This window comes from Sorangiineae bacterium MSr11367 (genome assembly GCA_037157805.1).
Lineage (GTDB): Bacteria > Myxococcota_A > Polyangia > Polyangiales > Polyangiaceae > Pendulispora > Pendulispora rubella.
The window spans coordinates 11,983,586-12,005,332 of record CP089983.1; the positions used below are offsets into that span (position 1 = coordinate 11,983,586).

Here is a 21,747-nt window from a genome sequence, read left to right on the forward strand (position 1 = left end):
ACGGTCGCGACGATCTGGGCGCCCTCGCGCGCGCCACCGTTTTCCACGCGGTCGACGGGAAACTTCGACGTCGCGGGCCCGCCGAGACGGTCACGCCAATACGCGAGCTGCGCATCGAGCGCGCCCTCGCCGAACCACTCGCGTTGCCAGAGGCTGAAGTCCGTGTAGCCGATCGCCGGCGGCGGGAGCTGCGAGACGCGCCCCTCGCGGGCCGCACCGTAGAACTCGACGAACTCCGAAAGCAGAATGCGCAGCGACCACCCGTCGCAGACGATGTGGTGCACCGCCAGCAAGAGCACGTGCTCCTCGTCGCCGAGCTGCACGAGCTCCGCGCGCAGAAGCGGCCCGTGCGCCAGATCGAAGGGCGCACGCGCGCGCTCGCGAAGGACGCGCCCGAGCTCGTCCTCGGCGGACGCCGCGCCACGAAGATCGTGCGTGCCCCATGCGAAGGCCGGGGTGGCGGTCACGCGCTGGCGCGGCTGTCCGTCCATCTCGTCGAAGGAGGTGCGCAGGGCCTCGTGGCGCGCGACCACGCCCTCGAGGGCCGTATGAACGGCAGCGGCATCGAGCTCGCCTTCGAGGCGCACCGCCCCCGCGACGTTGTACGCGTCGCTCGCGGGCTCGAGTTTCCAGAGGAACCAAAGGCGCTCCTGCCCATGCGACAGCGGGAGATCCCCGGGGCGGGACGCGAGGCGAACGATGGGCAGGCGCGACGGCGAAATCGCGTTCTCCGCAAGGCGGGCTCGGAACGCGGCACGCTTGTCGGCCGGCAGGGCCGCGTAACGTTCCGAAAGGCGGTGGAACTCGTCGCTTGTATTCTGCAACTTCGTAACTCCGGGGATCGTCATGTGAGGGAATCGAGCCAATCGTTCATGAGGGCGACGGCGCCATCGTCCGCCGCGTGTGCTTCGTCCAGGTGCTTCGCAAGATCGCGTACGGCCGGGTGCTGGAAGACGGCGGCCACTTCGACGTGCCGCCCCACCGACTCGGAGAGCCGCGCGGCCACGCGCACCGCCGCCAGCGAGTCGCCGCCCAGGTGGAAGAAGTCGCTCTCGACGAAGGCCGCGGGCACGCCGAGAACGGCGGCGAAAGCCTCGGCCACGCGGAGCTCCATCTCCGTACTCGGGGCGGTGCGCGCGCCCGATTCGTCGTAGCCCGGCTCCGGCAGCGCCGATCGATCGAGCTTGCCGTTGGTCGTGAGCGGCAGCGCCTCGAGCAGGACGAACGCCGTGGGAACCATGTGCCCCGGCAAGCGCGACACGGCATGGCCGCGCAGCGCTTCCTGCGTGAGGGCGCCCTCCTCCGGCACCGCATACGCGATCAGGCGTGGACCGCGTTCGCCGTCGGAGCGCACGACGACGACCGCTTCACGCACGGCGGGGTGCGCCCGCAGGGCAGCCTCGATTTCGCCGAGTTCGATGCGGTAGCCGCGGATCTTCACCTGCGCATCGGCGCGCCCGATGTATTCGATGTCGCCATCGGCCAGGCGGCGCGCGCGGTCGCCCGAGGCGTACAGGCGACGGCCACCGCCACGCGGATCGGGCACGAAGCGCGAGGCCGTCAGCCCGGGACGCCCCAGGTACGCCCGCGCGAGGCCGGCACCGCCGACGTAGAGCTCCCCGATGCCGTTGACCGGCACCGTGTTCATGCCCTCGTCGAGCACGTACAGCTCGAGGTCGTCGATGGGCGCCCCGATGAGGCTGCGCGCCCGCGCCGGCTCGAGATCCGCCGGCGCAAAGACGCGGTGGGTGACGTGCACCGTCGTCTCGGTGATGCCGTACATGTTCACCAGGCGGGGCAAGCTTTCGCGGCGGGCGTGCGCCCAGGGCGCGAGCAGCGCGGGGTCGAGCTTTTCCCCGCCGAAGATGACCGCACGCAGATCGCGCAGTGGGTGCTCGGCCTGGCGATCGATGTGCATGAGCGGGATGAACGCCGAGGGCGTCTGGTTCAACACGGTGACGCCCTCCTCGCCGAGCAGGCGGTGGAACGCGCTCGGATCGCGCGTCGTTGCGTAAGGCACGACCACGAGGCAGCCGCCGTAGACCAGCGGGCCGAAGATCTCCCAGACGGAGAAGTCGAACGACGGCGAGTGGAACAGGGTCCAGACGTCACCCGGGCCAAAACCAAAGTGCACCGCGGTCGCGTCGAACAGGCGCGCCACGTTCGCGTGCGTGATGCCGACGCCCTTGGGCCGCCCGGTGGAGCCCGAGGTGTAGATGACGTACGCGAGCTGCTCGCGCTGGACGGGCACGTGCCAGCCTGCGTCGTCGGTGGCGTGCGGCAGGTGGAAGACGTCGACGACGTCGAGGCTCGCCCACTCGGACGAAGGCGCATCGAGCACGACGCGGCGGATCCCGGCGTCGCGCACGGTGTCGGCAAGGCGCTCGCGCGGGTAGCGAGGATCGAGCGGGACGTAGGCGGCACCGGCCTTGAGGATGCCGAGGATGGCGGCGACCACCGCGGCCGAGCGATCGATGCACACGGCCACGGGTTCCTCTCTGGTCACGCCGAGCGCGAGCAGGCATCGCCCGATGCGGGTCGACCAGGCATCGAGCTCGCGGTACGTCCAGCGCTGGCCCTGGAAGAGCAACGCCACGGCATCGGGGCGCAGCGCCACCTGACGCGCGAACCGCGCAGGCACGGACTCGAACGGGTGCACGGCGGCGACCGACGCAGGCGCGACGGCACCGAGCGCGATCTCGCTGACGCGGAGCTCGACGTCGGAGGCCACGGCATCGAGGATGGCCGTGTAGTCTTCGAGCAAGCGCGCCATCGTGGCCTTGTCGAAGAGATCCGTGGCGTAGCCGAAGGAGAGCGTCAGACGGCCGCGCCCGGAGGAGGCGTCGAGCATCAGGTCGAAGGCGACGTCGCCGGTGCGCGCCGGGACGGGCGAGACGCGCAGGCCCGCGAGCGCCGGGGCGACGCCGTCGTCCTCTTCGTAGTTGAAGGTGACGCGAAAGAGCGGCGTCTGGCCCAAGTTGCGCTCGGGCCGCAAGGCATCCACCACGCGGGCGAAGGGAACGTCCTGGTTCGCGAGGGCGGAGGCCATCCCCGCGCGCACCTCGCGCAAAAGTGCACCGAAGGGCATCGCGGCACGGAGCTCCGCGCGATGGACGACGGTGTTGACGAAAAAGCCGATGAGCGGCTCGGTCTCCACGTGCCGGCGGCCCGTCACGGGGATGCCCACGCGGATGTCGCGCTCGCCGGCGTAGCGGTGAAGCAGCACATCGAACGCCGCGAGCAGCACGACGAAGCGGGTGACGCCGGCCCGGCGCGCCAACGCATCGATCGCGTGCACGCGCGCGGGATCGAGCTCGCGGACAACCCGCGCCCCGCGCGGGCTGCGCGGACCCCGGCGGGGCCGATCGACGGGCAGCTCGAGCACGGGGTGCTCCGTGCCCAGGTGCTCGCGCCAGTAGGCGAGCTTTTGGACCATCGCAGCTCCGTTGGCCGTGTCGCGCTCCCAGAGCGCGTAGTCGGCGTATTGAATCGGCAGGGCCTCGAGCTTCTCCCCGCGGTAGGCGGCGGCCAGCTCCGCGAGGAACCGATCGACGGAGGCGCCGTCGGAGACGATGTGATGCATCGCGAGCACGAGCACGTGATCACCCGGACCCCGCTTCGCGAGCTCGGCGCGGAAGAGCGGGCCGTGCTCCAGATCGAACGGGCGCGCGAGCGCGTCGGGGCTGGGCTCGCCGTCGCGTTCGGTCCATGCGAAGTCGGGCGCGTCGGAGACGATTTGAAGCGGCGTGCCATCGGGGCCAGCTTCGAACCGGGTCCGCAGGCTCTCGTGGCGAGCGACGATCGACGTGAGCGCCGCACGCAGGACCGGCACATCGAGCTCGCCCTCGAGGCGGAGCGCACCGCCCACGGTGTAGGCCGCGCTCTCGGGTTCGAGCTTCCAGAGGAACCAGAGACGCTCTTGCGCAAATGACAGCGGGATGGCGCGCGGACGGTTTCGGCGCGCCGCGATCGCGTGCATCGAACCTGCAACGCGGTCGAGCGATGCGGCCAAGTCGGCAAGCACCGGGTGCTCGAAGATCGCGCGCAGCGGAAGATCGCGCTGGAGATCGCGCCGGATGCGCGCCACGAGGCGCACGGCGGAAATCGAGTGCCCGCCGACGCCGAAGAAGTCGTCCCGGGCCGAAACGGCATCGACCCCGAGCACCTCGGCCCATAGCCGGGCCAGCGCCACCTCGGCGTCCGTGCGCGGCGCGACGTAGGCCTCGCGCGCATCGACCTCGGGAAGCGCTCCGCGGGCGATCTTCCCATTGAGGGTCATGGGAAGCGCCTCGAGCGGCACGAGCACCGAGGGCACCATGATCGATGGGAGCTTCTCGGCCAGCGCGGCGCGCAGGGCCTGCGGCTCGCCGCTGCCCGTGACGTAGCCCACGAGGCGGGCGCGATCGCCTTCGCCCTTCACGACGACCACGGCGTCATCGACGCCGGGCAGCGCGCGCAAGGCGGACTCGACCTCGCCGAGTTCGATGCGGTGACCGCGCAGCTTCACCTGGAGATCGAGCCGGCCGAGAAACTCCGCGGTGCCGTCTGCGCGCAGCCGGCATCGATCACCGGTGCGGTACAGGCGGCCGCGGGCCAGTGGATCGGGCACGAAGCGGTCGGCGGTCATGGCCGGGCGCCCGAGGTAGCCGCGGGCCAGGTTCGTTCCGCCGATGCAGAGCTCTCCCACGCCGCCGACGGGCACCGGTTCGCCGCGCGCATCGAGGATGCGCAGCACGGTGTCGTGAAGGGGCTCGCCCAAGGTGATGCGCCGCCCCGGCTCGAGCCGCGCCGCGCTCGACCAGATTGTCGTTTCCGTGGGGCCGTACATGTTCCAGAGGGTCACGCCCCGCTCGAGAAGGGCACGCGCAAGGTCCTCGGGCAGCGCCTCGCCACCCGAAAGGGCCACGAGCTTCGCCTCGCCGCGCCATCCCGTGTCGACCAAGGTACGCCAGGTCGTCGGCGTGGCCTGCATCACGGTGGCGCCGCTCGTCCCGAGCAACGCCGTCAACACGGCACCGTCGGCCAGGGCCTCGCGCGGAGCGATCTCCACGCGGGCGCCGGTGATGAGCGGCAGGTAGATCTCGAGCGCGGAGATGTCGAACGAGGGCGACGTGACACTGAGCCACACGTCGTCCGCCGCGAGCCCTGGCCGCTCCCCGGTGCTAGCGAGGAACCGATCCAGCGCCTCGTGGCTGACCGCGACGCCCTTCGGCGCCCCCGTCGAGCCGGAGGTGTACAGCACGTAAGCGATCTGCGCGGGCTGCACGGCGGCACCTTGGACAGGTGCCCCCGCACCGTCCTCCTCTTCGACGATGAGCACACGCCGGCCCGCGAAGAGCGCGGCCAGGTCCGCTGCACTCGCCCGATCGGCCACGACGGTGCCGATGCGCGCATCCTCGAGCATGTACGCGAGCCGCTCGACCGGGTACGACGGATCGAGCGGAACGTACGCAGCCCCCGCCTCGAGCACCCCCAAGAGCGCCGCGGGAAGGGCCACACCGCGCTCGACGCAGAGGCCAATGCGCTCTTCGCGGGCCGCACCGGCGAGACGATGCGCGATGCGCGCGGACCACGCCACGAGCTGCGCGTAGGTGAGATACCTTCCGCCCGAGCTCACGGCCACGGCCTCCGGCTGGCGCACCGCCTGCGCGTGCACGCGCGCGGGAACGGATTGGAACGCGTACCCGGCGAACGCCGTCGCGGTGGCATGGGTCGACGCGAGCCGCACATCACGAACGCGAACGTCGTCCCCTTGCGCAAGCTGCGCGAGAACGTCTGCGAGGTGTGCGGCGAGCCGTTCGACGGCCGGGCGATCGAGCGAGCCTTTCTGCCAGGCCCACGTCACCTCGAGTGCAGCACCGGAGGTGACCGACAGGGTTAGCGGGTAGTGCGTGCGATCGTCGAGGGTTGCGTCTTCGAAGACGAGGTCCTGCGAGGAGCGCGCCGACTCGTGCAGCGGGTAGTTCTCGAACACGAGCAACGTGTCGAACAGCGCCGCGCCCGGGCGACCGGCCCACCGCTGAAGCTCGTGCAGCGGTGTGTGTTCGTGCTGCGCGAGCTCCACCATCGCATCTTGCAGCCCGCGCAGCCACACCGGGACGGGCGCGGCGTCGGACACGGTGATGGGCACGGGCACCGTGTTGATGAAGAGCCCGAGCATCGCTTCCACACCGGGCAGCTCCGCGGGCCGCCCCGCCACGGTGGTGCCGAAGAGGACGTTCGTGTTGTCCGCGTGACGGCTCAACACCAGCGCCCACGCCGCCTGCATCACGGTGTTCAACGTGACGCGATGGCGCTGCGCAAAGGCGACGATGCGCGCAGTGAGCGCGCCGTCGAGTCGCTGTTCATGGCGCCCCGCCTCACGGTCGTCGGACGCGCCAAGGCTGTCGAGGAGCCCCGCGGCGTCCCCCACGCCCCCGAGCTTCGCACGCCACCATGCCTTCTCCGCGCCCTCCCCTGCGTTCGCCCGCGGGCGAAGCCACGCCACGTACTGCCGGAACGGAGGCGGCGTCTGCGCCGGTGGCTCGCCGCGGTATTCGGCGATGACCTCCCCGAACAGCCGCGCCACGCTCCACCCATCGAGCAGCACGTGGTGCGAGGTCCACACGAAGTCGTGCACGTCTTCTCCGGATCGCGCCGACAGGCCCGCGCGCATCAGCGGCGCGCGCGCCAGATCGATCGCCGCGGGCTGGGCCTCGTTCCACGGGAGTTCGACATGCCGGTGCACGATCTGCAGCGGCTCGCCACCGTGCCGCCACTCGAAGTGCGTTCGCAGAATGGGATGCCGCGACACGGCCGCGCGCCACGCTGCACGGAAGGCGTCGTGGTCCAGCGGGCCGCGAATGGTCACGCGCAGCTCGTTGATGTACGCCTCCGGGTCGAGCAGCGTGTGGAAGAGGAGCCCCTGCTGCAGCGGCGTGGCGGGGTAGATGTCCTCCACGTTGGCCAGGTCGAGCCCGAGTGCGTCCAACTCGACGTGCGCGATGCTTGCCAGCGGAAAATCCGTCGCGCTGGTGAGGACACCGGACGTCGCGGCGTGCGAAACGAGCGCGCGCAGCGCGGCATCGAACCGCGCGACCATGGCGTCTGCGGCCTCGAGGCGCTCGGGATCGTAGCGGAAGCTCACCTGGAGCACGCCACCGGTCACCAGCGCGTTCACTTCGAGCGGGTGCGGAAGGCGGCTCGACACCGCCACCGCCGGGCCAAAGCTTTCGCGCGCGAAGGCGAAGGGACCTTCCACCGCATCGAACTGCCCGAGGTAGTTGAAATTCACCTCGGGACGGGGCAGCGCGCGCATCGCTTCGCGGGTGGCCGGATCCGCGCCATGGCGCAAGAGGCCGAAGTGCATGCCGCGATGGGGCACCGCGCGCAAACGCTCTTTGACGGCACGAAGGGCGGCCGTTTCCTCGGCGGGCGCCTCCAACCAGACGGGGTACTGCGTGGTGAACCAGCCCAGCGTGCGGCTCGCATCGACACCGTCGAGGACGTCCTCGCGTCCGTGGCCTTCGAGGTCCACGAGCAAGCCGGCACCGGGCTGCGCGAGCGTGCGCACCAGGGCGGTGATCAGCACTTCGTCGACGCGCATCCGAAAGGTGCGCGCGGCGACGTCGAGCAGACGGCGGGTCCAGGCGGCGTCGAACTCGAGGGTGGCCTCCCGGCTCGCCCCGACGGTCCCCGTTCCATCGGAGGCCAGGGCTCCGGACGATGGGGCGAGCGACGTCTGCCAAAAGGCGGCCTCGTTCGTCACCTCGGCGCGCGCCGCATACTCGGTGAGAGCCTTCGCCCATGCGCTCCACGGCGTGCTCGCCTTGGGCAGCGCCATCGCTTCGCCGCGCGCGGCCTGACGGTACGCCGTCGCCAGCTCGTCGAGAAGCACCCGCCACGACACGCCGTCCACCGCCAGGTGGTGCACGACGATCAGCAGGCGCCCTTCGTGCTCGCCCACGCGGCAGTGGGCGGCGCGAAGGAGTGGGCCGTCCTGCAGGTTCAGACTCTTCTGCAGGCGCTCGCCCTCGACCTCGAGGCGGGCGGCCCAGTCGGTCTCTTGGCGGAAATCGCACACCTCGAGACGCGTGTGCCGATCCTCCGGTGCGACGCGCTGGTGCCAGACGCCCTCGTGCACCTGGAAGCGCAGACGGAGCGCGTCGTGGCGCGCGACCAATGCATCGAGGGCCCGCTCCAGGGCGGCGGACGAGAGGTCTTCGGTCGTGCGAAGGAGGACGGCCTGGTTGTAGTGCGACTCGCCCGCGGGGTGCTCTTCGAAGAACCACGCTTGGATCGGGGTGAGGGGGAGCGCATCGTGGATCTCGCGGTGCTCGGCATCGCGTGTGCGGCCTGCGGCCAACGCGAGTTCCGCGATGGTGGGGTGCTCGAGCACCTGCTTGGGTGTGAGGCCCAGGCCGAGTTCGCGCGCGCGGGCAACGACGCGAAGGCTGGCAATGGAGTCGCCGCCCAGTGCGAAAAAGTCGTCGGTGACGCCGAGGTCGGCGCGCTGCAAGACGTCGCGCCAGATGCCCGCGAGCTGGCGCTCGATGTCCGTGCGCGGCGCGACGGAGGTCGGCGCCTCACGCATCTCCGGCTCGGGCAATGCGTCACGATCCACCTTGCCATTGGGGCGCAGGGGCATCGAGGGCAGGGCGACGACCGCCGAGGGCACCATGTACGGGGGGAGGTGCTCCTTCAAGGCGCGGATCACTGTGTCCGTGTTCACGGTTCCCGCCACGTAGCCCACGAGACGGCGGCGATCGCCTGCGCCTCGAACCAGGGCCGCTGCCTCGCGTACGCCGGGGACGCGACGGAGGGCAAATTCGACCTCGCCGAGTTCGATGCGGTGGCCGCGCAGTTTGATCTGGTCGTCGCGGCGGCCGAGGAACTCGAAGACTCCGTCCTCGAGCACGCGGCAGATGTCGCCGGTGCGGTAGATGCGGGCGCCGGGGACGAACGGGTCCGGCACGAAGACTGCCGCCGTGGCGCCGGGGCGTTCGAGGTAGCCACGGGCGAGCATGTCGCCTCCCACGCAGAGTTCTCCGATGCCGTACAGCGGCACAGGGCCGCCGTCTGCGTCGAGCACGTAGATGCGCCGGCTCGCGTGCGCGCGCCCGATGGGAACCACCGCGCGGGCGCCGTCCGCCTCCGTCGTTTCGTGCACGGTGCACGTCACCGTGATTTCCGTCGGGCCGTACCCGTTGGTCAGGCGCACCGGTGCCAGTGCGCTGGCGTGCCAGCGTTGCACCATGTCCGGCGTCGCCGCTTCGCCGCCAATGAGCATCACCCGCAGCGCGGGCAGCGGCTCGCGCATGTGCGCGATGGCCTGCGCCCAGTACGCCGTCGACAGGTTCAACACCGTGACGCCTTCTGCCGCGAGCACTTCGTGCAGGCTCGTCCAGTCGGCTACCGACGGACCGCGCATCACGATGCGGGCGCCGGCAGCCAGCGTTGGGAAGATCTGCTCCACCGACGTGTCGAAGTTGATCGTGGCGAACTGGTACACCACGTCGTGGGGGTCGAGGGCGTAGGTCGCCACGAAGTCCGCCGCGTGCAGCGCCAGGGCGCGGTGGCGGATGCCCACCGCCTTGGGTTCGCCCGTGGAGCCTGACGTGAACATCACGTACGCGAGCTCCTCCGGGTGCACCTCCGTCGACACGGGCGCGTCCGAGATGCCGTCGAGATCCAGCTCCGCGAGCACGCGTCGAACCCCGCCGGCCTGCACCATCGCGCGCAGCCGCTCCTCCGGGTAGCTCGGATCCAGCGGCACGTACGCGCCGCCTGCCTTCCAGATGCCCAGGCACGCTGCCACCATCGCCACCGAGCGCTCGACGCGGACGCCGATGCGCTCGCCCCTCGCGTTTCCGAGCTTGCGCGCGATCCGATTCGCCAGCGCGTCGAGCTCTGCGTAGGTGAGGCGCTCGCCTTCGCAGGAGATCGCCTCGGCGTGAGGCTGCAGCTGCACCCGCTCGGCAATTTGTTGCGGGAGCAACAAGCCCCCCCACCCCAACCCTCCCGCTGCGTTGAACGTCGGCCGCGGCGAGCCGCGGACCTCCGCGGGGGAGGGAGCCCTGGCGTTCATGACACGCGCCATTTCCCCACCCTGGGCCCTGGCGCTCGCCGTTTCGGCTCCCTCCGGGGACGAAGCCCTGGCGCTCGCCGTTACAGCTCCCTCCCCCCCCGGGGGAGGGCTGGGGTGGGGGTGCTTACCCACCCGAATCGCATCGAGACCCCGTTCTCCTTCGCCGGCGAGCTGCCCGAGGATCGCCGTATACGCATCGGCCATGGCCGCCACACGCGACCGCAACACCTTGCGCGGATCCCACGACCACACGATCGCGATGTCCTCGCCGCGCGGAACCACGGTCAGCGTCAGTGGGTAGTGGGTGCGGTCCACCACCTGCACATGCTCGATCGTGAGGCCCGTGCCGCCGGCCAGCGGCCCCTCGCCCACCGGGTAGTTCTCGAAGACCACGATGCTGTCGAACAGCGCATCACCCGTCCGATGCACCCACTGTTGCAAATCCTGCAGCGGCGTGTGCTCGTACTCGGCAAGCTCGGTCGCCTCGCGCTGAAGACGTTGCAGCCATGCGCCGACGGGCATCTCAGCGGGGAGGTCGACCACCACCGGCAACGTGTTGATGAACAACCCGAGCATCCGCTCGACCCCGTCGAGCTCCGGCGGCCGCCCGGAAACGGTGGCGCCAAAGAGCGCTTGCCGGGCACCGGCCATCCTTGCGAGCACCAGGGCCCACGCCGCCTGCACCAGCGTGTTCAACGTGATCTGGTGTTGCCGCGCCGCTTCGCGCACGCGACGGGCCAGCGAAGCGTCCAGGCGCCCTTCGATGGGGCCGGGCGCTTCTCCGCCCAGGGTCGAGCGCTGCAGAATCGTCGACACGCTCGCAGGGTCGACGACATCGCGAAACTTCGCCTCCCAGAAGGCCCGCGGGCTCGGACGCGCCTGCAACCACACCACGTAGTCGCGGTAGGGAACCGGCGCCGGCAGCTCGATCGAGCGCCCCGCACGTCGTGCCGCGTACTCCGTGAAGATCTCGCCGAACAAGCGCTGCGCGCTCCAGCCGTCGGACAGCGCGTGGTGACTCGTACGAACCAAGTCGTGAGCGCCATCCGGCCGCCGGAAAAGGTGGATGCGCAGCAGCGGCGCCGCGTCCGTCGCAAAACCACGCGCGAGATCGGACGCGCAGAACGCCTGAAGGCGTGCCTCGTAGTCGTGCGTCTCGGACCAATCGTGCTCGGCGAAAGGCAGCCCCGCCGCGCGGTGAACCACCTGCAATGCCTGCCCGCCATGCCGAAACTCGAAGTGCGTGCGCAAGATATCGTGCCGCGCGACCGCGGACGTCCATGCCGCGCGGAAGGCGTTCACGTCGAGCGGACCGCGCAGCGTCACGCGGAGCTGGTTGATGTACGCCCCACGCGACGGGTCCACGAGGCTCTCGAAGACGAGTCCCTGCTGAACCGGCGTGGCCGGGTAGATGTCCTGCACCTCGGCGAGCGGCAACGTCATCGCCTCGAGCGAGGCCTGCGTGAGCCGCGCCAGCGGAAAATCCGAGGCCGTCCACGCGGGCGGCGCGATCGCCGCGTGATCGACGAGCACGCGCAGCCTCGCCTCGAACGCCGCCACGAGCCCGCGCACGGCGTCCTCTCCGATCACGGCCGGGAGAAAACGCCAACTCACGCGGAGTGATCCGCCCTGAGCCATCGCATTGAGATCGAGCGGGCGCCCCATCTCGGTCGCCGGATCGATGGGATCCCCTGCGAACTCGTCGGCGAGCGTGAAGAGCGCCCCGACCTCGCCGTCGAATCGGCCGAGGTAATTGAAGCCGATGGCCGGCCGCGGCACCTCGAGGTGCCCCGTGTCCAACAGGCCCCAGCGGAGGCCCTTTTGCGGAACGGCGCGGAGTCGCTCCTTCACGTCCACGAGGGCGGTACCGGCGTCGCCGGCGGCCTCGATCCAAACGGGGTAGCGCGTGGTGAACCACCCGAGGGTGCGGCTGACGTCGACGCCCGCGATCACGTCTTCGCGGCCGTGCCCTTCGAGCTCTACGAGCGCCCCCGCATCGCCAGTGTGCGACGCGATGGCTTGGACGAGCGCGGTGAGCAGGACTTCGTCCACGCGCATCCGATAGGCGCGCGGCGCCGCGTCGAAGAGGCGTTGCGTCTCCGCCGCGTTCAGCGTCCACACGATCTCGCGGCTTGCCGCGTAGGTCCGGTCGCCCTCCGCGTCGCGCGGAAAGCGCGTGGCCGGCGCGAGGCTGCGATGCCACCAGGGAAGCTCGGCGGTCACCGCATCGCTTGTCGCGTACTCGCGCAAACGGGAGGCCCAGATGCTCCATGGCGCGCTCGGTGGCGGGGGCTCCGGCACGGCTCGTTGGACGATGGCCGGGTAGGCGTACGCGAGCTCGTCGAGCAGAATGCGCCAGGAGACGCCATCCACCGCGAGGTGGTGCACGACCAGGAGAAGACGCCGCTCACCGTCCGGCAAACGGAAATAGGCCGCGCGCAGCAGTGGACCTTGCTGAAGGTTCAAGCTTCGCTGAAGGCGCTCGCCCTCGACGGCCAGGTGCGCGGGATCGAGGAGGTCGATGACCTCGGAGAGCGTGTTCGTCTCGTGCTCGGCGACACGCTGGGTCCAGCTCGTCCCGTGACGCGTGAACCGCAGGCGCAGCGCATCGTGGCGAGCCACGAGGGTGACCAGCGCTTGCTCCAGAGCCTCGGACCGAAGCTCGTTGCGGACGCGCAGAAGGATCGACTGGTTCCAGTGCGCGGGCCCCGAGGGGTGCCGCTCGAAGAAGCGCGCTTGAATCGGGGTGAGCGGAATGTCGCCGCGCAACACCTCGTGCAACGCGGTATGGGACTCTCGATGCGGCCGCGCGGCCCGTGCGCACGACGCGATGGTGGGCTGCTCGAAGAGCTGCCTCGGCGTGAGCTTCCATCCCGCTTCGCGTGCGCGTGCGATGATCTGGAGGCTCAGGATCGAGTCACCCCCCAGGTCGAAAAAATTCGCGGTGACCCCGATCGGTTCGCGCTTCAGCACTGCCTGCCAGATCGTCTGCAGCGTGGCCTCGAGCACGGTGCGCGGTGCCACGTAGGCGTCCGTGTCCGTGACGTCGGGCTCGGGCAAGGCGCGGCGATTCACCTTGCCGTTCGGCAGCAGCGGCAACGCGTCCACCACGACGAACGCCGACGGCACCATGTACGACGGCAGCTTTTGCTCCGCGGCCGCTCGGAGCGCTTCGATGCTCGCCGTCCCCGTCACGTACCCCACCAGACGACGCGACTCCCCTTCCCCCTTCACCTCCACCACCGCGTCCGTCACACCTTCGCACCGACGCAGCGCCGTTTCGATTTCTCCCAGCTCGATCCGGTAACCCCGCAGTTTGATCTGCGCGTCCCCTCGCCCCAGAAATTCCAGCACGCCGTCCGCTCGTTCTCGGCACACGTCCCCGCTTCGGTACAACCGCCCCCCCTCCCCCTGCGGATCCGGCACGAACCGCTCCGCCGTCAGGCTCGGACGCTCCAAATACCCCCGCGCCACGCTCGCTCCGCCGATGCACAGCTCCCCCACTCCCCCAGGAGGAACCCCATTCCCCCACCGGTCCATCACGTACGACGTTCGCCCTGGGAACGTCTGCCCGATCGGGACGATCGTCTCCCCGCCGTCGGCCGCCTGCGTCCGGTGACGGTGCGAGGCCACCGTCGTCTCCGTCGGGCCGTACAGGTTGTCCAGCTTCACCGTCGACAACGGCCCCGCAAACCAGCGCGCGAGGGCATCCCCCGCCAACCCCTCTCCGCCCACCGTCACCTGCCGCAGCTTCGGCAACGCCTCCGGCAACCGATGCACCCACTGCTGCCAGTACGCCGTCGACACCCGCGCGAACGTCACCCCTTGCTCGCGCAACGTCGTCGTCAGCTGCTCCAGCTCCCACGCCTCCTTTCCCCGCATCACCGAACGACCGCCACGCGTCAACACGGGCAACAATTCGTGCAGTGACACATCGAAGTTGATCGTCGACGAGAACAACACCCGGTCTTCCGCCCCTATCCCATACGTCTCCACGAAGTCGTCCACGTGCAGGCTCAGTGACCGGTGGCTCACCCCCACCCCCTTCGGACGCCCCGTCGATCCCGACGTGTAGATCACGTACGCCAGCTGCTCCGAATGCGGCGTCCCCCACGTCCCCTCCCCCGCCTCCATCCCAACCTCGTCGATCCGAACCACCTCGGCATCCGCGAATCGACCGGCCGTCGCCCCGTCGCACACCACCACGCGAATCCCGCTCAGCATCTCCCGCAGCCGCTCCTCCGGGTACGTCGGATCCAGCGGCACGAACGCCCCGCCCGATTTCCACACCCCCAGAAGACCCGCCACCAACCCCACCGACCGCTCCACGCACAAGCCCACCAGCTCGTCCCGCTTCACGCCGCGCCTCACCAGCGCATGGCCCACCCGGTTCGACCACCTCTCCAGCTCTCCGTACGTCGCGACCGTGCCCTCGCACCACACCGCCTCTTTCTCCCCGTGCTCACGCGACGCACGGCTTACACGCTCCCCCACCGCGTCGAATCGGTACGCGAGCACCGTCTGCGCGCGAGCCTGCCCCATCACCAATTCGCCAAGGCACAGGTCCCCGCCCTCGGAGATCTGGGACAACACCTCCAGGTAGCCCGCGGCGAGGCGCTCGATCCAAGCGCGCTCCATCCGCGCGCCGTCCCACTCCCACTCGAGCTCGAAGTCCCGCCGCGGATAGACCGTCAACGTCAGCGGGTAGTGCGTGCGGTCCATGGTGGCGACGTTTTCGATCGCCAGCCCGCCCGAGCGCGCACCGAGCACGTCGAACAGCGGGTGGTTCTCGTACACGAGCACGCTGTCGAAGAGCGGCTCGCCGGTGCGGCCGGCCCACTTCTGCACGTCGGCGGCCCGCGTATCTTCGTGCTCGCGCAGGCTCACGGCGCGCTGTTGCACGGTGCGCAGCCACGCGTCGAGGCGCGCCTCCGGGGGCGTCTCCAGGCACATGGGCAGCGTGTTGATGAACAGGCCCACCATGCGCTCGACCCCTGCAAGCTCGGAAGGGCGTCCGGCCACCGTGACGCCAAACACGGCTTGGGCCCGATCCGCATGGCGCGCCAGCACGATCGCCCACGCGCCTTGCATCAACGTGTTCACGGTGACCTTCGCGCGGGCCGCCGCCGCCTTCAAGGCCTCCGAGCGCGAGGCGCCGGGCGTGCGGCGCATGTGGTGCGTCCCAGGCTCCCGCTGCCGCACGCGGCCGAACCCCGCCCCCACCGTGGCCGGCGCATCCCACCGTGCGAGCTCGGTGCGCCACCAGGCTTCGCCGCTCGGACGGCCGCGAAGCCACGCAACATAGTGACGGTACGGGGGCGCCGGCTCCCGTTGCACCTCGCCGCGCGATGCGTGGTCCTCGAGGACCTCGGCCACGATGCGCGACGCGCTCCATCCATCAAGCAGCGCGTGGTGGTACGTCCACACCAGATCGTAACCCCCGTCGGGGCGCACCAACCCGGTGATGCGCATCAACGGGGCGGCCCCCAGCTCGAACCCTCGCGCCACGTCGCCGGCGCGAGCCTCCGCCGCGAGCTCCGCGTACGCGTCCATCGAAAGCCCCGACGCATCCCGCTCGTCGTACGGCAGCACGACGTCCCGGTGCACGGTTTGCGAGGCACCGCCCTCGGGCTGCCATGCAAACGACGTCCGCAGCACCTCGTGGCGCGCGACCGCCGCCTCCCACGCACTGCGCAGCGCCGCGCGATCGAGCTCTCCCCGCAACGTGAGACAGCCCTGCGACACGTACACGCCGCCCGATTCCTCGAAGGCGTCGTGGAACAGAAGCCCCTCTTGCACCGGCGTCGCCGGGTACACGTCGGCCGCGGACTCCTCGACCGATTTCCCGATGCCGTCGCATGCGCGCGCCGCCACCGCGAGCTCGGCCACCGTGGGGCGCTCGAACACCTGCCGCACCGAAATGGAAAGGCCGGCATCCCGGGCGCGCGCCACCACCTGCAGGCTCGCGATCGAGTCCCCGCCCAGCGCGAAGAAGTCGTCGCCCGTGCCGACGTCGTCGCGACCGAGCACCTGCTTCCAGATGGCGAGCAACGCCTCCTCGCGCTCCGTGCGGGGGGCCACCGTGTCCTCGGCGCGAGGCATGTCCGGTGCCGGCAGCGCGCGGCGATCGAGCTTGCCGTTGGGCAGCCGCGGGAGCGATGCCAGCGGCACGAGGACCTGCGGAACCATGTGCGCGGGCAGCACTCGCGCGAGCGCGCGGCGCATCGCCTCCGGCTCGGCGCCACCCACCACGTAGGCCACGAGGAAGCGACGCTCGCCTTCGCCGTGAAGCACGGCCACCGCGTCGGTCACGCCCGCCGCCGCGCGCAAGGCGGTCTCGATTTCGCCGAGCTCGATCCGGTAGCCGCGCAGTTTGACCTGGTCGTCGAGCCGCCCGAGAAACTCCAAGGTCCCATCGAGCCGGCGCCGGCAACGATCCCCGGTTCGATAGACGCGCCCGCCGGCTTCCACGCCGGGGCGCGCAGGCTCCGGCGCGAAGCGGAGCGCGGTCAGCGACGGTTGCCCCGCGTAGCCGCGGGCGAGGCTCGCGCCGCCGAGGCATAGCTCGCCGATGCCCCCCGGCGGAACGTCGTTCCCGTCGGGATCGAGCACGTAGGCGCAGCGCCCGGTGAAGCTCTTTCCGATGGGCACCGCCGTCTCGAGCACGTCGTCCGCGCCCGTCGCGTGGGCCGACGTGGAGACGGCGCACTCCGTCGGGCCGTAGCAGTTGTCGAGCCGCACGGCACCGAACGAGCTCGCGCGCCAACGCCCCACGGCATCGCCGCCGAGCGCCTCACCGCCAACGCGAACTCGACGTAGCGACGCGGGCGGGTGCGCCGGCAGATGGTGCAGCCACTGCTGCCAGTACCCGGTGGCCAGAAACGCCAGCGAGACGCGCTCGCGTTCCAAGGTCGCATTCAGCTCGGCCCAACTCCAAATCTCGGGCCCACGCATGACCAAGCGCGCCCCTGCAGCCAGCGCGGGGAAGATCTGCTCCACGGCCGCGTCGAAGCTGATCGTGGAAAACTGGAGCACCACATCGCGCGCCCCCAGCTCGAAGGCCGCCGTGTAGTCGTCGAGGTGCAGCGCCAGTGCGCGGTGCGAGACCTCCACGCCCTTCGGCCGGCCGCTGGAACCCGAGGTGAACATCACGTACGCGAGCTGCTCCGGATGCACCGAAACGCCATGGACCGTGGCGTCCTCGCCATCGCCGTCCGTCACGGAAACGAGGATCCGGCCTTCGAGCACCTCGCGAAGGCCCTGCGCGCTCGCGGCGTCGGCCACCACGCACCGCACGCTGGCATCGTCGAGCATCGCCCGCAGGCGCTCGACGGGATACGCCGGATCCAGAGGAACGAAGGCCGCCCCCGCGTGCTGGATGCCCAGCATCCCGGCCACGACCGCGATGGATCGCCCCACGCACAGACCCACGCATTCGTCCGGGCGCACGCCCGCGGCCTCGAGCCGTGCCGCGAGGCGATGCGACCACCCCGCCAGGCGCCGGTAGTCGATGGAGGCACCTTCGCACGTCACGGCCAGCGCATCGCCTCGATCGCGAACTTGGTCCGCGAAGCGATCGAGCACGCTACGAAACGGGGGCGCCATCGACACTTCCGTGACGCTCGTCAGGCGAAAGCCGCCAGCGTACGTGCCCGCATCGGCCACCGCCTGCTCGAGCAGCGCCACGTAGTCGCCGAGCACCTGCTCGGCCACGGCGCCATCGTACCGCCCCGCGCGGTACTCGAGGGAAAGCGCCAGAGCCTCGCCCGATTCGCGCGCGTGCAAGGTCCAATCGAACGGCGCCCCCGCGTCGAGCTGCTCCACCGCCACGCCGAGCCCCGGAAGGCGCACGGCCTCCACATCCGCGGGCAGATGGTTGAACACCACGTCGAAGAACGGAGCCTCGCCGTGACGGCGCTGCGGTTGCAATGCGGCCACCACCCGCTCGAAGGGCACGTCCTGGTTCGCACGTTCCTCGCCCGCGCGCACGAGGACATGCGCGAGCACCTCTGCGAACGTCGCCGCCGGGGGCACCGTCGCGCGGTGCACCACCGTGTTCACGAAGTAGCCCACGAGCGACTCCGTCTCGGGCCTGCGTCGTCCGGCGGTGGCCACACCGACGACGATCTCGCGCTCACCGCTGTACCGATGGAGAAGCACGTCGAGCGCCGCCAGCAGGGCCACCGACAACGTGGCCCCCGCGCGCTGCGCCAGCCGCCGCACGGCAAGCGTCGCCTCCGGCGGCACCAAGGCCACCGCCCGGCCCATCGCATCGCCCGCCCCCTGCGAGGACCTTCGCCCCGGTGCCTCCGTGGGACGAACCTCCGCGAGCGCGCCGCGCCAATACGCGAGCTGCGCCTCGTGCTCCGCCGTGCGCTCCTCGCTTCGCTCCCACGCCGCATAGTCGCCGAACTGGATCGGCAACGCGTCGATCGACGGCGCCACGCCGTCCCGCTCCGAGGCATAGAACGCGGAAAGCTCGCGCCAGATCGTCCCCACGGACCAGCCGTCCGCCACGATGTGGTGCACGGCGAGCCGCAGCTCATGCTCCTCGGGCGCAACCTGCACCAAGGCCGCACGCGCCACCGGACCGCGCTCCAGATCGAACGACCCCGCGACCGACGCCGAAGTTTCCCCCAGCTCGTACGCTTCCCACGGCAGCGGCGCGTCCTGCGCGGTCACCTGCCACGGCACGCCGTCGATCTCTTCGAAGCGGGCGCGCAGCACCTCGTGCCGCTCGAGCACCATAGCGAACGCCGCACGCAGCGCCTCCGCGTCCAGCGGTCCGATCAACCGCAACGTCGCGCTCAGGGTGTACGCCGTGCTCGCCGGGTGAAGCTTCCAGAGAAACCACAGCGCACGCTGGCCATGCGAGAGCGGCGCACGCGCGTCGGTGCGTCGCGCGATCGGCTGCCTCCGCGGCGTGGACGGTGCGTCGATGCGCGCCGCCTGCTCGGCGATGGTGCGCGCCTCGAAGACCGCCTCCATCGCAAGCTCCACGGGAAAGATCCCCTGGATGCGCGCGAGTAGCCGAGCTGCCCGCAGCGAGTCGCCGCCCGCTTCGAAAAAGTCCGCGTGCACGCTGGGGTTGCGCAGGCCGAGGATCTCGCTCCAGAGGCTCGCCAGCGCATGCTCCGTCGCCGTGCGCGGGGCCACGCGGGCCGCCTGGGCGGGCTCCTCGACCTCCTCGCGCCGGTACACGGAGAGCGGCGCCATCGCGCCCGCGTGCCATTCGGGGACGCAGGCCGAGCGGCGCAGCTTCCCGCTCGACGTCCGCGGCAAGGCCCCCGGGCGAAGAAGCAACCCGAGCTCCACGGGCATCTGGTGCTCGCCCGAAATGGCCCGCGCAATCGCGCGCAGGATCTCGTCCGCCCCGCGCGAGGCCACCTGCGCCGGGCTGGCCTCCACCGCGAAGCCGATCCCCTCGATACCGTCGACGACGAAGGGAAACACCGACGCGCGTCCTTTGCGGACGCTGGGCACGCGCTCGTAAATCGTCTGCTCGATGTCCTGCGGGTAGACGTTCTGCCCGCGCACCACGAGCGTGTCCTTCACGCGCCCATTGACGAAGAGGCGTCCCCGCTGCACGAACCCCAAGTCGCTCGTGCGCAGGAAGCGCTCCTCGACGCCATCCTCGTGCACCACGGTGCGGAAAATCTTCGCCGTCGCCTCGGCGTTCTTCCAGTAGCCCGCCGTGACGCTCGGCCCCGAGACCCAAATCTCCCCGGTGCTCCCCTCCTCGCACTCGCGCCCGGTCACCGGATCGGCAATGCGCACGCGGTGGCCCGGCACCACGGGCCCGCATTCGACGAGCGGTCCCCCTAGAGGAAGCGGCGACGTGCGCATCCCCGAGCCCGCTGGCGAGACCGACACGACCAGGGTGGCCTCGGCGAGGCCGTACGCCGGTGCCAGCGCCCGCGCACCGAAGCCGCACGGTTCGAAGCGTTGCACGAACGCCTCCATCGTCGCCGCCCGAATCGGCTCCGAGCCGCAGAACGCCAGACGCCAGCGGCGCAGATCGAGCCCGGCCAGGACCGCGTCCTTCGCGCGATCGACGCAGAGCTGGTACGCGAAGTTCGGACCGCCGCTGACCGTGCCTCCGTATTCCGCGATGGCCTTCAGCCACAGCGTGGGGCTCTGCATCACCCGGTGCGGGGACATGAACACGAACGGGATGCCCGCATGCACGGAGCAGAGCATCGTCCCGATGAGGCCCATGTCGTGGAACAGCGGCAGCCAGCTCACCATCACATCGTCGGCCCCGAGCGCCATCCCGAACGTGAGCGCCGTGCAGTTGGCCATCAGGTTCGCATGGCTGACCATGACGCCCTTGGGCAGACCCGTGGAGCCCGAGGTGTACTGCAAGAACGCGATCGACGCCGGGTCGAGCGCCGGCGGCTCCCACGCACTCACCGCCGGCCCATCGCTTCGCACCACCACCGTCACCGTGCCCTCGAGCAACGCCGGCTCGAAGTTCGCGAGGTGCGCTTCGCTCGCCGCGTCCACGAGCAGCAGGCGCGGGCGCGCATCGCGCATCATGCCCACGAGCCGCTGGAAATGCTGCGCGTTGCCCCGCGTCACGGGGTAGCCGGGAACCGCGATGATCCCTGCGTAGAAGCAGGCGAACATCGCGGTGACGTATTCGAGCCCGCTCGGCGCCAAGACGAGCGCGCGATCGCCCGGCTCGGCCTGCGCGAGCAGCCCCATGGCCAGCCGCCGCGCATGCGCGTCGAGCTCCGCATACGTCAGCGGCACGGCGGGTCCGCCCGCATCGGGAATGAACTGCGCCGCCACGCGCTCCGGCATCGTGCGTGCGCGCTCGCGCAGCGTGCTGGCGAGATCGCGCGGCCGCGGCGTGGTCTTCCGGCGCTGCCGGAAGGGGCACACGCCCACCTCGGGATCGTTCGCGTCGTCGATGAAGTACTGCCGCCACTCCAGATTCGTCGGATCGCCGTACACCCCCATGTCGGGGTGGTGCGGGAAGTCGTCCCACGCGAGCAGCCGCCGCCGGACCTCCGCGCGCGCCTCCTCACCGATGGCCCGCTTGGTCACCTGGTCGATGAACACGGCCCGCGGCTGGAAGAGCATCACGATGCCCGGACCGAGGTTGCGGCTCCGGCGGTTCTTGTACGAGGGGCTGCACCCCACGACGAACATCTGCTGCCCGAACGCGGCGAACTCCCACGCCGGATCCGTCGGGTCGACGTCGAGCTCCAATTCCCCAGCGTCGGCGTCGTGCAGGTGCTGCAACACCTTCCAGCAGAAGGTGCGGTACGCGGCGTGGTCGAGCGGCACCTCGCGCGGTTCGAAGAACAGCGCGAAGTTGCACCGCTGGTGCTGCGGCATGCGCGACAGCGCGGAAAAGTGCGCCATGGTCGCGGCGAGGTGCGCCCAATCGTCGCCGTTCACGAACGCGTAGAACATCTCGCCGCGACGCTCCGCCGTGGTCCCGAAGAAGCACGGAAACGCGGGATCGATGACGTTCTTGCGGAACTCCTCGTACGACCGAACGAACCACTCCGGCGGGTTCTCGACCCCGAGGCGTTCGCCGACGATCACACGGCTCGTCCAGGAACTCGGGGCGGGACTCCGCCTTCGCGGTGCGCCCTCTTTGGTGCTCATCGACATGGTGGATGCCTTTTTTTCGTCGCCGCAACGCCGAGAGCGACGGAGCGACCGAA

At 70.6% G+C, this 21,747-nt stretch carries 2 protein-coding genes (1 of these 2 running past the window's edge); both read right to left on the reverse strand.

Features of this window, described 5'->3' with window-relative positions:
• Positions 1-848, reverse strand: the start of a protein-coding gene (locus tag LVJ94_46535) for a non-ribosomal peptide synthase/polyketide synthase (GenBank protein WXB04350.1). Its footprint begins 20,899 nt before the window's first position; the window shows 848 of its 21,747 coding nt (coding positions 1-848); the start codon lies at positions 846-848; its stop codon lies off the left edge, out of view.
• Positions 845-21,694 carry a non-ribosomal peptide synthase/polyketide synthase gene (locus LVJ94_46540; GenBank protein ID WXB04351.1) on the reverse strand — a complete coding sequence of 6,950 codons (20,850 nt, stop codon included), beginning with the start codon at positions 21,692-21,694 and terminating at the stop codon, positions 845-847. Before LVJ94_46540 ends, LVJ94_46535 begins: the two co-directional genes overlap by 4 nt.
• Between the last annotated feature and the right edge of the window lie 53 nt (positions 21,695-21,747).

Excerpts from the sequence above, each read along its gene's own strand:
- LVJ94_46540 (WXB04351.1), bottom strand. The coding sequence starts at position 21,694 with ATGTCGATGAGCACCAAAGAGGGCGCACCGCGAAGGCGGAGTCCCGCC.